The organism is Pseudoalteromonas xiamenensis, assembly GCF_017638925.1.
Taxonomy (GTDB): Bacteria; Pseudomonadota; Gammaproteobacteria; order Enterobacterales; family Alteromonadaceae; genus Pseudoalteromonas; species Pseudoalteromonas xiamenensis.
Genome location: NZ_CP072133.1, coordinates 645,662 through 659,939 on the forward strand (window position 1 = coordinate 645,662; position 14,278 = coordinate 659,939).

Consider the following 14,278-nt stretch of genomic DNA (forward strand, 5'->3'; position numbering starts at 1 on the left):
AATGACGCTTGAGTTAAACTTCCACAGTAGCGAATTGAACAGATAACTGTCACCACTATGGTAAACGGTGTATTTATGATACCCTCCTCGCCCGTTTCGAGCTAGTTTTCGGGTTGAAGTAAATGATAAATGAGCAAATCCAAGTAATCCCATTAGACATTTCGCTATCTACGGACGATTGTTTTGGCCATTTTGCCGCGCTTCCCTACGCTGTATTACTCGATTCAGCCGGTGCGTCACACTCAAATAGTCAATTTGACATCATCGTATCGTGGCCGGAACACATTATAAAAGCCAACCAGGGCAAGTTCTTTAGAGACGAACAAGAAATAGTGGACGTTCGTTCAGAAATGAACGAGTTACTTTCAAGCTATTGTTCGAGCAATCGCACTTCTTTACCATTCGGAGGTGGCTGGGTTGGTCATTTTTGTTACGACCTAGGTCGATATCTCGAAAAAATGCCGGAGCATGCAAAACACGATATTGATTTCCCAGATATGTCTGTGGGTCTTTATCCGGACGCGTTAGTTTTTAGCCATCGTGACCAGCAATGGTTTTATGTGCATCAGCCCGCTACAAATCGCCTCGCTCGTTTTATGGCACAGTTACGTATTGAAACAAACCTCGCGTCATTCCAACTTTCGTCGTCATGGACGTCTAACCTGCAATTCAGTGACTACCAAGCACGATTCGAGGCAATACAAGCGTACTTACGCAGCGGCGATTGTTATCAAATTAATTTAGCACAGCGTTTCAGTGCTAATTTTACCGGCTCACCTTGGATTGCTTATCAGACATTGCGGGCGTCAAATCAAGCGCCATTTTCTGCCTTTATAAATCACCCTAACGGTTGCGTATTATCTGTTTCACCTGAGCGATTTATCAAAGTTGAAGATAGAAAAGTCGAAACTAAACCCATTAAAGGCACTTTGCCACGCGGTAAAACGCTTCAAGATGACAGAGCACTCGCAGAGCAATTACGACATTCGCCAAAAGACCAAGCAGAGAATGTCATGATAGTCGACTTGTTGAGAAACGATTTAGGTAAAGTTGCCAAACCCGGTAGCGTTGAAGTGCCGAGTTTGTTTGCTATTGAAAGTTTTCCCGCTGTACATCATTTAGTCAGTACAGTTACTTCGGAGCTTGCTGAGGGTTTTACTCCTATTGATCAATTGTTCGCTGCATTTCCAGGTGGTTCGATTACAGGTGCTCCAAAAATTAGAGCAATGGAAATCATTGAAGAGCTTGAGCCACATCGTCGTAGCATTTATTGTGGTTCAATCGGTTATGTCAGCGCCTGCGGAAGGATGGATACGTCAATTACAATTCGCACGCTTATCGCTACTCACGATAAACTATATTGTTGGGCTGGCGGAGGTATTGTTGCTGATTCCGTTTGCCAAAGCGAGTACGAAGAAACGTTACATAAGGTCAATAAAATCTTACCTGTACTAGAGTAAAGTGCGAATATAACAGGAGAAGCGATTGCGATTTGCAGAATTTGTGTCTCGATTTATGCTCTACACACAAAGTGGAGTAAATACCTATTCGCCCATGAAGCTTCGTCAAAGCGCCGTTTTAGTGCCTGTCGTAAATATAGACGACCAAGCCCATTTACTGCTTTGCAAACGCCCTACTTATCTTAAACACCACCCCGGCCAAATTTGTTTTCCGGGAGGGAAAGTTGACCCTGATGATCGGTCAGTTGTGCACACTGCGCTTAGAGAATGTCATGAAGAACTGGACATACCAGTAGAAAATGTAACGATTCTGGGCCAAATCGAACCCATAGATACGACCACGGGTTTCTCTATCAGCCCTATCATTGCCACATTGAATTGGCCACTATCCATTAAGCCTAACCCTGGTGAAGTTGAAGCTACCTTCTTGATTTCTTTAGAAGAAGCAATGAAGCCATCTAATTGGTCTCAGATTAAAGTGCCTGTTAAGCATCGCACAATCACCGTAAATGGCAAGATGACTGAGCAGGGACTTCTGTGGGGAGCGACCGCCAAAATAATGCACAACTTATTTGAGCGCATAAGCTAATTACCCCTACAGCTAGTTACAACAGATTGTATACACGTTATGATGTGCCCCCGTTCTTAGGCAATGTTGAGTAATATTTATGATCAGCGCATTCGACATGTTCAGTATCGGCATTGGGCCGTCCTCGTCACATACAGTAGGGCCAATGCGTGCATCTCGTTTGTTTGTAAAAGATCTTCAAGCATCTGAATTGTTTGATAAAGTAACGTCTGTACGAGTTGAACTGTTTGGTTCACTTGGACAAACTGGTATTGGCCACGGTTCAGGTAAAGCGGTCATTCTAGGTTTGGCTGGCTTCGATCCTGAATCTATCGATGCAGACGCCGTCCCAGATATTCTTGATAGAATTGAACGCGAACAAATGATCTACTTAGATCAAACCAATGCGGTTGATTTTCCAAAGCAAGGTGCAATTGTTTTCCACCGTCGAAAAACGCTCCCTAAGCACTCGAACGCAATGGAACTACAAGCTTTTGTTGGCGAAGAAATGGTTCATAGCCAAATATACTATTCTATTGGTGGCGGCTTTATCGTGCGCGACCAAGACTTTGAACAAGAAAAGAAAGCTGCATTAGACGTCCGTGAAGAGAATCCGGCACCGTTCCCATTTAACAACGCTACCGAATTACTTTCTCTGTGCAAAGAGTCTGGTTTGAGTGTTTCTTCACTGATGATGCAAAACGAAAAAACCTTGCGCAAAGAAGCTGATATTAAAGAAGAGTTATTTAACATTTGGCAAGTAATGAAAGCGTGTATTGAGCGCGGGATCCGAACAGAAGGCATTTTACCGGGTGGCTTAAAAGTAAAACGTCGTGCACCTAGTTTGTATTTAAAACTTAACGTTGAAAATTCAAACGATCCGTTAAGAGCAATGGATTGGGTTGATCTATTTGCCCTAGCAGTTAATGAGGAAAATGCCGCAGGTGGTCGTGTTGTAACGGCACCAACGAATGGCGCTGCGGGTATCCTTCCAGCTGTATTGATGTATTACCATACATTTATTAAAGAAGTGGACCGCGAAATTGCGACTCGTTACCTTCTGTCAGCTGCTGCAATTGGTATTCTTTATAAAAAAAATGCGTCCATCTCTGGTGCTGAAGTAGGTTGTCAGGGTGAAGTTGGCGTAGCGTGCTCTATGGCCGCAGGTGCACTGACTGAAATTATGGGTGGCAATGCAACTCAGGTAGAAAACGCCGCCGAAATAGGCATGGAACATAACCTTGGCTTAACCTGCGACCCTGTTGGTGGCCTCGTTCAAGTCCCCTGCATTGAACGTAATGCAATGGGGGCAGTAAAAGCCATTAATGCGTCACGTTTGGCAATGCGCGGCAGTGGTGAACAAAAAGTATCTTTAGACAAAGTTATCAAAACAATGCTCGACACGGGCAATGATATGAAGACGAAGTACAAAGAGACTGCACGCGGTGGGCTTGCTGTTAACATTATCGAATGTTAATTCTTGAAATGATAAAAAAAGCTGGCTAAGCCAGCTTTTTTTATTTTAGTGGTAACTCAACGTCTTTAAAAAGATTGTCGACGTCTTCTTGGCTACGCATTAGACTCGCTCTTTCGACCACATCTTTTGTTAGATGCGGCGCGAAACGCTCAATAAAGTCATACATATACCCGCGTAAGAAGCTACCTTTTCTGAATCCAATTTTGGTCGTGCTCGCTTCAAACAAGTGGCTCGCGTCAATACATACAAGGTCGCTGTCTTTTTCTTTATCTACCGCCATGGAAGCAAGTACACCCACCCCCAATCCTAAACGAACATAGGTTTTGATGACATCCGCATCCGTCGCAGTAAATACGATATGCGGCTCTAACCCATGTGCGTTAAATGCTTTATCAAGTTCAGAACGACCTGTAAAACCAAACACATAAGTTATTAATGGAAATGCAGCCACATCTGGTACAGAGATATTCTTACCTTTTTGCGCCAACGGATGGTCTTTCGTGACAACGATGCTGCGATTCCAGTGGTAACACGGCAACATAATTAGATCACTGTACAAATGCAAAGCTTCTGTCGCAATGGCGAAATCAGCATCTCCACGCGCGGCAGCATCTGAAATCTGCTGTGGCGTACCTTGATGCATATGTAACGACACTTTAGGGTACTTCTTCATGAACCCTTTTATGACCGTAGGTAATGCATAGCGTGCTTGAGTGTGTGTGGTTGCGACATTAAGTTTGCCTTGATCAGGCAAGGTATGTTCATTTGCCACAGCTTTAATGCTTTCAACTTTGGAAAGGATTTGACGTGCAATATTGATGATCTCATTGCCCGCCCCCGTTACGTGGGTTAAATGTTTACCACTGCGGCCAAAAATTTGCACGCCAAGTTCATCTTCTAACATACGAACTTGCTTGGAAATACCTGGCTGAGAGGTGTATAAACTTTCCGCCGTTGCAGAGACGTTGAGATTGTGGTTCAATACTTCAACTATATATTTAAGTTGTTGTAATTTCATAGTTTATAGTCTTTTTTATTATTACTATTGCCAAGGTGGTACATCACCGCTGCAACGAAATGTTCTAAGCCGCGTTACAATGTAAAGCTAGCTTAGTAATGAGCACAGAGGTAGTAAGGCTAGCACAATTCCTATCGAACAGATAGCTGTCTACTCCCTCATTTAGCGCTAAAAATAAACTATCAGCTATAATAAAAAATGATGAAATTGTTTGGTATTTTTGGACTTATATCGGAATTATGTCCACAAACGCATTTATTCATGTAAGATGAAAACATACCACGAAGTTGTTAATAAAGAGATTGGGTTATGATTGTTACGGTCATCATTATGCTGATTGTTGCACTCATTGTGATTGCTGTTTGGGTCAGTGCGATTCAACAACACAAAGAGAAACAAGAAGCTGAGCGCCGAAAAGAACTCGCAAAACAAAAAAAGTAATCGAAGAGTCTGAAGATGTCATCCTGAATGCCAGCAATATTCCGATGTCTGAAACGATAGTCCGTATAATTCAAAGAAGAGTCCATGACGCACTTGCAGTCATGGTTGAGCTGTCGCCGACATCTAGAGAATTAAAAAACCGATTACATGAGTCAAAAGAGCGTATTTCTAGCAGTATTGATGGCGCAGACGCTGAACGATTAGTGATGCCTGACAATGACAAGCAAATTATTGCGCTTGTGCAAGGCATCAAGAAATTGCGACAAATCCTGCGTTCGGAACATTCGAAAGGAAAAGTTGATACTCAAGTATTCGTAATGGAAGACAAACGATTAGAGAAATTACAACTTCGTATCAATGTTGAATCGCAAATCAAGCGCGGTCGCTCAGCTCGTGCTGCCAATATGGTTGGTTCTGCACGACAGTATTTCGAGAAAGCGTATGCCACAATTTGTAGCGTCACTTACAACGACGAATACGTTTCCGAAAAACGCGCTGAATTGGAAAAATATTTAGAAGAAATTAGTGTTGAATTAAAAGCATCTAACGCTTCGTCTGTTAAGAAAAAAGCAGAACAAGAACGCGATGATTTAGATGTCTTGTTTGCACCGAAGAAAAAGTGGTAGAAACCACTTTTTCTCCTTCAAATTGATTACATCGTTAAAGCGAACTTCACGATAAACAATATCGACAAAATCCACACGCTAACACTCACCTCATTCGCGCGCTTACACAAAACTTTAATAGCCGTATAAGAGATAAACCCAAGAGCAATACCATGTGCTATTGAAAACGTTAGAGGTGTCATCAGCAGTACAACACTGACTGGTATTGCATCTGTCATGTCATCCCAATTAACAAATTTTAAGTTCTGCAGCATCAAAACGGCCACATACAAAATCGCGCCGGCAGTAGCATAGGCAGGAACCATGTAGGCTAATGGTGCAAAAAACATCATCGCAAGAAAACACACACCAACAACTACAGCAGTAAGTCCTGTCTTTCCACCCACAGACACACCTGCTACCGATTCAATGTAAGATGTCGTTGTAGAAGTACCTAACGCAGCACCCGCAATTGTTGCCGTGCTGTCTGCTGACAAAGCACGACCAAGTCTTGGCATATGCCCTTCACTGTCCGCTAACCCCGCTTTTTGAGACACCGCAACTAGCGTCCCTGAAGTATCAAACAAGTCAACAAATAGGAATGCGAAAACCACACTTAACATGGATACTTCCAGTGCAGCAGCAAGGTCCATTTGAAGAAACGTAGGCGCAAGCGAAGGTGGCATATCAAAGACCCCTTTGTATTCGACAAGGCCTAAACTCAGAGCAATTAAGGTGACAAGGAAAATGCTGATAAGTACACCACTTTTCACATCACGAAACATTAGTCCCGCAATAAAGAAGAAGCTTAGAATGGCGAGCAAGGGACCAGCCTCAGTAATATTACCAAGCTGAACGAACGTGGCGGGATTTGAGACAATAATCCCAGCATTTTTCAATGCAATTAGCGCCAGAAACGCACCGATACCGGTGGCAATAGCTTGCTTGAGCACAAGCGGTATGGCTTGAATAACCCATTCTCGTATTTTAAACAGACTTAAAATAAGGAATAAACAACCAGATACGAACACAGCCCCCAATGCCGCTTGCCATGTGTACCCCATGCCCATTACAACGCCATAAGTAAAAAATGCATTTAGGCCCATGCCAGGTGCTAAAGCTAAAGGGTAATTCGCCCAAATCCCCATAATAAAACAGCCAATCGCAGCGGCCAAACACGTCGCAACAAATGCCGCACCGTGATCCATGCCTGCTTCCGCTAACATTGCTGGATTAACAAAGACGATATAAACCATTGTAATAAATGTAGTTAAGCCGGCAATTACCTCGGTTTTCACAGTGGAACCTTGAGCTTTTATGGAGAACACGCGTTCGAGCATCGAAATCAGCCTATAAATTAGAAACAAGTGTTTGGATTTTAACATAAATCGAATTTTAAATAGGACAAAAACAGTAAAAATCGACTAAACTATCTACAGAGTTAATGGTGAAGAATTACTATGCACAACAACCCTTTTGAAAGCAGCAATAGCGCGGACTTAGAGCAACAATTAAATAATGTCTTATCCTTTGTCGTTACAGGACAAGAGCCTAGCGCCAACGATGCACAGTTTACCGAACAAACACCGTTAAATAAGGGCCTTTACTTTCTCCAGCAAAAGCAATTCCCGCAAGCAGCAAAGTGGCTGAGATATGCAGCAATGTCGGGTGATAATAAAGCACAATTTTATATGGGGTTGCTTTTCGTTAAAGGTCAGGGTGTACCACAAAGCGTATATCATGCCGTAGCTTGGCTAAGTTTGGCAAAAAGCCAGGGGTATGATGCAGCAAAACCAATATTACACGATCTGAAAACCTACATAACAACTCGACGTTTCAAAGAAGCCGAATGCTATGCTGCTTCACTGTATGAACAAATCCATCAGTTACATTTTTTCGGCATGCTAAAAGACAATGAAGAAGTTTAAATTCAATATGTTATAAACTTATCGACATTAGATTGGTTAAAATTTGTAAAATACTACTTGCCTAAAATAACTGTATAAACTACTGTATACTAATACTGTATAAAAACCCAGTGAGTAGAACATGCTTCAACCAATTTCAATTACACAAGTAAAAAGCTACCGTTCTGAGAACGAAAACCCTGTACAAATCATCTACACCGAAGATGAAATTTCAGCTAGTTTAGAATTGCTAAAAGTACTACACACGTGTAACCAAAAGCACGGTTGGACATTGCTCATTGCGCCAGACAACGTGCCAAATAAGATGATGCTGCAATCATGCTCTATTGATTCAAGTAAACTACTGGTGATCAGGCAAAAGCATTTGGTAGACTTACCTTACGTTCTTAATTCAGCTCTTCATAACGGTAACTTTGCTGCGGTGATCACTTGGACTGATATTTTAAAACCAAGTGAGTTAGAAACATTACATATCTCCCCTAGTAATAAAACTCAGCTGTATTGCTTCTCTAGAGAGGCGCAGCAAGAAGAATTGAAACCGCTTATTATGTGTTAATATGAAATGTAACTGTTGTTCAAACAAAAACTATGACATTTGTTGTGGTCGTTTTCACCGAAGAGAAGACATACCAGATACGCCCGAGCAATTGATGAGGTCACGTTATGCAGCGTATGCGCTTGGTTTAGCTGACTACATACTAGATACTTATACTGCAAAAGAGCAGGAAAACCACAGCATTAAAGATATCTCTGAGTTTGCTAATAGCTGCCAGTTTGTACGATTAGAGATTATTAGCTGCCCGACGAGTGACCAAGTTGAGTTTAAGGCCTATTACTTGCTCGATGGAAAATTAGGGGCACTGCACGAACGTTCTAATTTTGTACAGGAAGATGGTCGCTGGAAATACCGTGATGGGGAGTTATTTCCTCATGCAGAGGTTAAAATTGCTCGAAATGACCCTTGCCCGTGCGAAAGCGGTAAGAAGTACAAGCAATGCCATTTAAAATAACTGCTGTATATTGTTAAGAAAGTTATTCAATTTTAGGCAACTTGAAACTTAAACACACAATGAGCTGCTCTTCCAACATGACCTGTGGACGAGCACTATAAAGTCTCTACCTAATTACCCGCTCATTTTTCCCCATAAGAAACCTCGCTTCACGTACATTGAAGCTAAATTGTCCCTTTGTGGTTGGGATCCGTTGTTTAGTGATAATAAAGGCAAGGCTTAAGAGTCTAGGCTACTCGCATAACAATATGTAAAGTACGCTTCTTTGCTTATGTAATTACTAAGCTACTGCATTTAACATTGCTTCGTGTTCACCGGTCGCGAGTTGGTCGTAAAAACCCGCGGCATCCATTGGAATCGCATTTTTATACGCTGCTGTTTTTTGAATTTTTCTTCTAACTGCTAATTCACAGTTATCCAGTACATTAAGTGGGATATGTTTTTTGTCATCTCTTACAGCTAAAGGCTCTGGCATTAGACACTCTTTCAACTGCATTGCAGTCATACCAAAGTGCTGAACGATGAAAGCATTTTCTTCACTAACTAACATATCAAACGTTTCAGGTGCGAGAGGCTTCTGAGGACCGATTTGCAATTCTTTTTTAAGCGCTGCTTCACTTTTGTCGTTTGCTTCTACTTCGCTTGTCGGAAGATGAAATTGACCAAAATCTAAGGCATCTTGAGATAGCATAGACAGCATCATAGCAAAATCACTACGACGACCCTGATGGACCGAGTGATTAAGTGCCGAGTCTAATTGGGTTTCTCTGATTAAACCTTGTTCGATTTGCATAGTTAGTAATCATTTATTTCAACAACATAGAATTTATCGGCTTTTTTTCATTTTTCTTTAGTTTTTTTCTTTACATAAATAAAGTTTTTGATACTATGCATCCCGTTGCTGAGGAGGGGTTCCCGAGCGGCCAAAGGGATCAGACTGTAAATCTGACGGCACTGCCTTCGATGGTTCGAATCCGTCCCCCTCCACCAACATCCTCACAGCGACACACAATATGGAGGGGTTCCCGAGCGGCCAAAGGGATCAGACTGTAAATCTGACGGCACTGCCTTCGATGGTTCGAATCCGTCCCCCTCCACCACCCCCCTCTCTAAGAGGGTTCAAAAAAGTAAATCTCCTTCAATATCAAACTAATCTAGCCCAACGTCTTATTTCTTGTTTTGCTTTCTCATGTTCTGGATAATATTGACTTACTAAAGTCCAAAAAGCCTTACTGTGGTTCATATAAGTGCGATGTGCAAGTTCGTGGACAACGACATAGTCAATTAAAGACTCTGGTAAGCAGGCAAGCTTTGAGTTAAATGTTAAGCGACCTTTACTGTCACAACTTCCCCAACGAGACTTATAGTATCTAATTTTCACACTCTGAAAATGAGTATTCATTCGTGAAGCCCAGTACTTCAATCTTGAATCAAGAATACGTGAAAGCGATTCACAGTAGATTTTTTCAAGCTGTGTATTGAGATTCAACATGTCATTTTCTGAAACCCTCAAAACACCAGTCTCAGGACATAAACACGGTGTACGGCATGAACTGGCCATCACGATGCTATACCGAGTGCCGTTCAAATAGAAAGACTCCGATTTTTGACGCAATTCGGCTTGAAATAGTCGCTCAGATTCTCGCTGCTTTTCTATAACCCAGCTCGCCTTTGAATCTAACCAAGCAACAAGAAATTGCTGGTCTACATTCTTAGGTGCGTAAACATTGACCTGACCTTTTACAATTTTTATCGCAACAGATTTACGACGACTGCTGAGTTTTAATTGATATGAAAACGACATTTCAACTCCAAAAATACGTTGAATCGCATTCTACCTCATAAAATTACTGCTAACCTTATAAGACAACGATATTTATTAGGTTGTTTAAATGGAAAATAAACCGCAATGCCGATATGTATCACCCGATGGTCACACCTGCAGTGAAATCGATATGGGGTCAGGTTTTTGTTTTTGGCATGACAATAAGTTTGATAAAAGCGGGCTTGAGTTAACACATAAACTTGAACGCTATGCCAAACGTGGCGGCTTACTCCATGGTTTAGAATTGAAACGCGTTAATCTTGAGGGATTAAATCTAATCAACATCGACAAAAATGTTGGATATGACCTCTCGTATAGCAATTTTTATCGCGCCAACCTACGCGGAGCACATCTTTTTAATAATACAATTCGACATGCCTCACTCATGAAAGCGGATCTACGTGAAGCCAATCTACATTGCACTGATTTAAAAGACACAAATTTACTTGGCATTAAGCTTGATAATACGAGAATCGATAACATCGATTTAGGGCATGCTCTTATCCAAGAGAAACATGGCAAATCCGCCAAAGAACAAGGCAACTTAGCCGAATCGTTGGACATGTATCAGCAATCAGAAGAAATCTATCGAATTTTGAGGAAAGGGGCTGAACAACAAGGATTGTTTGAGATGGCTGGTAACTACTTGTACCGAGAGCTACAGATGCGGCACGAGCAATACCCAGTCGGCTCAAAAAAATGGCTATTTTCTAGTTTTAGCGATTTCTTCTGCGGTTATGGCGAAAAGCCCGAAAATGTAATCCGCTTCTCTCTAGGTATGATCTTTTTTTGTGCGCTGTGTTATTTCATGTTAGGCGTCAGCTTTCAAAGCGAGATCATTGTTTTTGATGCTGCACAAACGTGGCAACATAACTTAAACGCCCTACTAAACAGTTTTTATTTTAGCGTCGTGACTTTTACAACCCTTGGGTATGGAGATATTACGCCAGTCGGCGTATCTCGCTTTATCGCCGCGGTCGAGGCGTTTACAGGCAGCTTTACATTAGCACTGTTCGTTGTGGTGTTTGTAAAACGCATGACTCGATGAATTGCCTTGGTCATGATTTCACACATGACCAATGAGTGTCACTTTTAGCTAATCTCCGACGCGAGCTGTTCTAGGAAAGCATGCATGTATTGTGTACGACGCTGCGCTTCTTCTTTCGCTGCGTTAGTATGCATACTATTTTGAATTTTAAGCAGTTTGACAAAAAAATGGTCTAATGTATAAAGTTTGTCGTCTGGTTCTCGAGTCTCGCAAAAAGGGTCTTTAGGATGATACACATGACGGGCAATAGCACCTCCAACTTTCATACAGCGGCTGATCCCTATTGCGCCAAGTGCATCCATTCTATCTGCATCTTGCACAATCTGAGCTTCTAGGGATTCTGGTACTACATTGGCACTAAAACTATGTGCGACAATTGCGTGGTGAATCGCTGGGAGTTTAGATTCATCATAACCAAATTGTTGTAAAAAATCGGTCGCCTTGTCTGCTGCTAACCTTGATGCAATTGCGCGATTAGGGTGATTTTTAGGCACGGCCACACAGTCATGTAACCATGCCGCAGGAATGACAACATCAAGATCTGCATTTTCTGCTAATGCTAATTTTTTGGCCACCGCAACAACCCGCTCAATATGCGTGATGTCGTGAGCAGTATCCGCAATAGCAGTCCCCAAAATAAACGATTTACAGGCTTGTTCTAAACTTTCCATCACTTTCCTCAATCAGTTACATTTACAATCTACCGATCCCTACTTTGAAACTCAAGGTAGATTTGTATGTTGGGCCAACCTTAACTACAATGCGTGCAATTTTATTCTTTAGGTGTATCTATGTCTTACGCTATTTATCTTGAACCTGGCCGTGAAAAATCACTCAAACGCAAACATCCATGGGTGTTCTCAAAAGCGATAAAAAAAGTGAAAGGTAAACCAGGCATTGGTGACACCGTAGAAATCTATAGTAACGATGGACAATACCTTGCGACTGCGGCTTATAGCCCAGAGTCTCAAATCCGTGCAAGGATCTGGACGTTTAACCAAAACGAATCTATTGATACCGATTTCTTCGAACGAAAATTCAAGCAAGCTCTTGATGCGCGTCAATATGTCATAGAAGAAGGTGGCTTAACAGGATTTCGTCTCAGTGCTGCAGAGTCCGATGGTTTACCTGGTATCACAATCGATAAGTTCCAGAATGTCATCGTTTGTCAATTATTGAGTGCAGGTGCGGAACGTTTCAAAGCAAACATCGTTGAAGCATTAAGACGTATATTTCCAGATTGTGTTGTATACGAGCGCTCTGACGTCGACGTCCGTAAAAAGGAAGGTTTAGACAAAGTAACAGGACCATTACACGGCAGCTTACCTTCAGCGCCTATCATAATTCAAGAGAACGGATTGAACATTGAGGTCGATATCGAAAACGGCCACAAAACGGGCTTTTATTTAGATCAACGTGACAGTCGCGCTGCACTGGAACGTTTTTCAAAAGACAAAGACGTTTTAAATTGCTTTTGTTATACGGGCACTTTTTCACTCTATGCGCTTAGAGGTGGTTGCAAGCACGTAACGAATGTTGACGTTTCAGAACAAGCGCTAGCTATTGCGAAACGTAACGTAGAACATAATAACCTTGACCTCAGCCGAGTCGATTTTGTCAAGCAAGACGTCTTTAAGTTATTACGTCAATATCGCGAGGAAGGCCGTTTGTTCGATACGATTGTTATGGACCCGCCAAAGTTTGCGGAGAGTAAAGCCCAGTTAACCGGCGCGTGTCGCGGCTACAAAGACATTAATATGGTTGCAATGCAAATTTTGAAGCCAGGGGGCACGTTACTAACGTTCTCATGCTCTGGATTGATGGACCAAAACCTATTCCAGAAAGTAGTAGCGGATGCAGCGCTTGATGCGGGGAAAGAGTTATTGATAATGGAACGTTTAAACCAAGCTGCGGACCATCCGATTGCAGGTAACTACCCTGAAGGGTTCTATTTAAAAGGACTGATTTGTAAAGTCTATTAAAAAAGGAGCTACGGCTCCTTTTTTATTTACTTGAATTACGATGGCGATACTTAATTGAACTTGGTGATTTCAACACCCACAATATATTCCCCATCACCTTCTTGTGTTACTCTCAAAACTCTTGCGTGAGCACTTAGTGGCGGTGTTGTGCTACCTGATGAGTCAATATACACCTCGAGCATTGCATTTACTTCAACGGGGTCTGAGACTAAGAGCGACATACCTGTCGCACTTAAATCCTGACAATGCGCTTGAAGCTTTTGTCCTGTGTCAAGTACCGTAATCGTCGCTTGCGTATTAACGTTCATGCGCATAAAGCGGCGTTTGTCTTCGTGTATCATGGCTCACTCCTATACGACCTTTTTAATTTTTTCTAATAAAGATTGCATCGAGAAGGGTTTTACCACATAGGCATCGCATCCAGCTTCAAATCCAGCACGTTGTTCTTGTTCTGATTCGAGTCCTGAAACCATTACGACTGGAATGTCTTTAGTTTCTGGCGTGTTTTTTAGCATACGGCAGGTGTCATAACCATCTAATCCAGGCATACACACGTCAAGCAGAATCGCATCGGGTGGATTTGCAATTGCACTTGAAAGGCAACTTTTACCCGAATTTGCATAACTTAACTCAAAACCGTCCGCCAACGCAGCTGATAACATTTCAAAATTGAAGTACTCATCATCAACGACCAAAATGTGTGGCACTTTTCCTTTTGATTTCTGCGACGGCATAGCTGTTGCCATTTCCTTTTCCAATCCCAATTTCATCCTCATTAATAAATTATAGGTCTGAGCCTAAAAAGCAAGCACATTTTTTAGCCAAAAATGTTCCGCCAACTAAATTCCTTTTAAAAACAATCTTGCCCATGCGGTCCTTTTACTAAACTGCGAAAATCCCCGCCAGCAAAAGACGC

The 14,278-nt window shown here is 42.0% G+C and carries 15 protein-coding genes, 2 tRNA genes and 1 pseudogene; 11 read left to right on the top strand and 7 right to left on the bottom strand.

The annotated features are described in order from the left end of the window. Positions 1–122: 122 nt before the first annotated feature. The 3 genes from pabB to J5O05_RS03200 all read left to right on the top strand — a co-directional run bounded on the left by pabB (position 123) and on the right by J5O05_RS03200 (position 3,505). Positions 123–1,460 carry an aminodeoxychorismate synthase component I gene (gene pabB / locus J5O05_RS03190; RefSeq protein WP_208843563.1) on the top strand — a complete coding sequence of 446 codons (1,338 nt, stop codon included), beginning with the start codon at positions 123–125 and terminating at the stop codon, positions 1,458–1,460. 25 nt (positions 1,461–1,485) lie between these two features. Continuing rightward, positions 1,486–2,049, top strand: coding sequence for a CoA pyrophosphatase (locus tag J5O05_RS03195; protein ID WP_208843564.1), 564 nt, complete (start codon positions 1,486–1,488; stop codon positions 2,047–2,049). A gap of 79 nt (positions 2,050–2,128) precedes the next feature. Continuing rightward, complete coding sequence (locus J5O05_RS03200; protein ID WP_208843565.1) at positions 2,129–3,505, top strand: L-serine ammonia-lyase; 1,377 nt, start codon at positions 2,129–2,131, stop codon at positions 3,503–3,505. A 40-nt stretch (positions 3,506–3,545) separates the two neighbouring features. On the opposite strand, the gene cysB is transcribed toward J5O05_RS03200, so the two are convergent. Then, positions 3,546–4,523 carry an HTH-type transcriptional regulator CysB gene (gene cysB / locus J5O05_RS03205; protein ID WP_208843566.1) on the bottom strand — a complete coding sequence of 326 codons (978 nt, stop codon included), beginning with the start codon at positions 4,521–4,523 and terminating at the stop codon, positions 3,546–3,548. Positions 4,524–4,832: 309 nt separating this feature from the next. On the opposite strand from cysB, the pseudogene J5O05_RS03210 reads away from it, so the two are divergent. After that, a pseudogene (locus J5O05_RS03210) lies at positions 4,833–5,590 on the top strand (hypothetical protein). A gap of 26 nt (positions 5,591–5,616) precedes the next feature. Here the strand turns inward: J5O05_RS03210 and J5O05_RS03215 are convergent. Next, positions 5,617–6,909 carry an NCS2 family permease gene (locus tag J5O05_RS03215; protein ID WP_208843567.1) on the bottom strand — a complete coding sequence of 431 codons (1,293 nt, stop codon included), beginning with the start codon at positions 6,907–6,909 and terminating at the stop codon, positions 5,617–5,619. Between the two features lie 120 nt (positions 6,910–7,029). Here J5O05_RS03215 and J5O05_RS03220 point away from each other — a divergent pair, with 120 nt between their 5' ends. The 3 genes from J5O05_RS03220 to J5O05_RS03230 all read left to right on the top strand — a co-directional run bounded on the left by J5O05_RS03220 (position 7,030) and on the right by J5O05_RS03230 (position 8,507). Beyond that, entirely contained in the window at positions 7,030–7,497 is a 468-nt protein-coding gene (locus tag J5O05_RS03220) for a sel1 repeat family protein (RefSeq protein ID WP_208843568.1), read from the top strand. Between the two features lie 121 nt (positions 7,498–7,618). Beyond that, the gene (locus tag J5O05_RS03225; RefSeq protein ID WP_208843569.1) at positions 7,619–8,053 is read left to right on the top strand and encodes a SulA-like leucine-rich domain-containing protein; all 435 of its coding nucleotides are present in this window, start codon (positions 7,619–7,621) and stop codon (positions 8,051–8,053) included. 1 nt (position 8,054) lies between these two features. Then, complete coding sequence (locus J5O05_RS03230) at positions 8,055–8,507, top strand: YchJ family protein (RefSeq protein WP_208843570.1); 453 nt, start codon at positions 8,055–8,057, stop codon at positions 8,505–8,507. A gap of 280 nt (positions 8,508–8,787) precedes the next feature. Here J5O05_RS03230 and J5O05_RS03235 read toward each other — a convergent pair whose 3' ends face one another. Continuing rightward, the gene (locus J5O05_RS03235) at positions 8,788–9,300 is read right to left on the bottom strand and encodes a VC2046/SO_2500 family protein (protein WP_208843571.1); all 513 of its coding nucleotides are present in this window, start codon (positions 9,298–9,300) and stop codon (positions 8,788–8,790) included. Between the two features lie 112 nt (positions 9,301–9,412). On the opposite strand from J5O05_RS03235, the gene J5O05_RS03240 reads away from it, so the two are divergent. Continuing rightward, a tRNA-Tyr gene (locus tag J5O05_RS03240) sits at positions 9,413–9,497 on the top strand. Between the two features lie 25 nt (positions 9,498–9,522). Continuing rightward, positions 9,523–9,607 (top strand) — tRNA-Tyr (locus J5O05_RS03245). A gap of 44 nt (positions 9,608–9,651) precedes the next feature. On the opposite strand, the gene J5O05_RS03250 is transcribed toward J5O05_RS03245, so the two are convergent. Beyond that, a complete protein-coding gene (locus tag J5O05_RS03250; protein WP_208843572.1) occupies positions 9,652–10,311 on the bottom strand; it encodes a M48 family metallopeptidase in 660 nt (219 codons plus the stop codon). An 88-nt stretch (positions 10,312–10,399) separates the two neighbouring features. On the opposite strand from J5O05_RS03250, the gene J5O05_RS03255 reads away from it, so the two are divergent. Beyond that, positions 10,400–11,380, top strand: a complete 981-nt coding sequence (locus J5O05_RS03255) for an ion channel (RefSeq protein WP_208843573.1) — start codon at positions 10,400–10,402, stop codon at positions 11,378–11,380. Between the two features lie 44 nt (positions 11,381–11,424). Here the strand turns inward: J5O05_RS03255 and J5O05_RS03260 are convergent, their stop codons facing one another. After that, positions 11,425–12,051 (bottom strand): HD domain-containing protein, encoded by a 627-nt coding sequence (locus tag J5O05_RS03260; protein WP_208843574.1) that lies wholly within the window; start codon positions 12,049–12,051, stop codon positions 11,425–11,427. Positions 12,052–12,171: 120 nt separating this feature from the next. Between J5O05_RS03260 and J5O05_RS03265 the strand changes: the two genes are divergently transcribed. Then, the gene (locus tag J5O05_RS03265; RefSeq protein ID WP_208843575.1) at positions 12,172–13,362 is read left to right on the top strand and encodes a class I SAM-dependent methyltransferase; all 1,191 of its coding nucleotides are present in this window, start codon (positions 12,172–12,174) and stop codon (positions 13,360–13,362) included. A gap of 50 nt (positions 13,363–13,412) precedes the next feature. On the opposite strand, the gene J5O05_RS03270 is transcribed toward J5O05_RS03265, so the two are convergent. Both J5O05_RS03270 and J5O05_RS03275 read right to left on the bottom strand, forming a co-directional pair. Then, entirely contained in the window at positions 13,413–13,703 is a 291-nt protein-coding gene (locus J5O05_RS03270; protein WP_208843576.1) for a PilZ domain-containing protein, read from the bottom strand. 9 nt (positions 13,704–13,712) lie between these two features. Beyond that, positions 13,713–14,108, bottom strand: coding sequence for a response regulator (locus tag J5O05_RS03275; protein WP_372588612.1), 396 nt, complete (start codon positions 14,106–14,108; stop codon positions 13,713–13,715). Positions 14,109–14,278 lie beyond the last annotated feature (170 nt).

Excerpts from the sequence above, each read along its gene's own strand:
- pabB (WP_208843563.1), top strand. The coding sequence starts at position 123 with ATGATAAATGAGCAAATCCAAGTAATCCCATTAGACATTTCGCTATCT.
- J5O05_RS03200 (WP_208843565.1), top strand. The coding sequence starts at position 2,129 with ATGATCAGCGCATTCGACATGTTCAGTATCGGCATTGGGCCGTCCTCG.
- cysB (WP_208843566.1), bottom strand. The coding sequence starts at position 4,523 with ATGAAATTACAACAACTTAAATATATAGTTGAAGTATTGAACCACAAT.
- J5O05_RS03215 (WP_208843567.1), bottom strand. The coding sequence starts at position 6,909 with ATGCTCGAACGCGTGTTCTCCATAAAAGCTCAAGGTTCCACTGTGAAA.
- J5O05_RS03220 (WP_208843568.1), top strand. The coding sequence starts at position 7,030 with ATGCACAACAACCCTTTTGAAAGCAGCAATAGCGCGGACTTAGAGCAA.
- J5O05_RS03225 (WP_208843569.1), top strand. The coding sequence starts at position 7,619 with ATGCTTCAACCAATTTCAATTACACAAGTAAAAAGCTACCGTTCTGAG.
- J5O05_RS03230 (WP_208843570.1), top strand. The coding sequence starts at position 8,055 with ATGAAATGTAACTGTTGTTCAAACAAAAACTATGACATTTGTTGTGGT.
- J5O05_RS03235 (WP_208843571.1), bottom strand. The coding sequence starts at position 9,300 with ATGCAAATCGAACAAGGTTTAATCAGAGAAACCCAATTAGACTCGGCA.
- J5O05_RS03250 (WP_208843572.1), bottom strand. The coding sequence starts at position 10,311 with ATGTCGTTTTCATATCAATTAAAACTCAGCAGTCGTCGTAAATCTGTT.
- J5O05_RS03255 (WP_208843573.1), top strand. The coding sequence starts at position 10,400 with ATGGAAAATAAACCGCAATGCCGATATGTATCACCCGATGGTCACACC.
- J5O05_RS03260 (WP_208843574.1), bottom strand. The coding sequence starts at position 12,051 with ATGGAAAGTTTAGAACAAGCCTGTAAATCGTTTATTTTGGGGACTGCT.
- J5O05_RS03265 (WP_208843575.1), top strand. The coding sequence starts at position 12,172 with ATGTCTTACGCTATTTATCTTGAACCTGGCCGTGAAAAATCACTCAAA.
- J5O05_RS03270 (WP_208843576.1), bottom strand. The coding sequence starts at position 13,703 with ATGATACACGAAGACAAACGCCGCTTTATGCGCATGAACGTTAATACG.
- J5O05_RS03275 (WP_372588612.1), bottom strand. The coding sequence starts at position 14,108 with ATGGCAACAGCTATGCCGTCGCAGAAATCAAAAGGAAAAGTGCCACAC.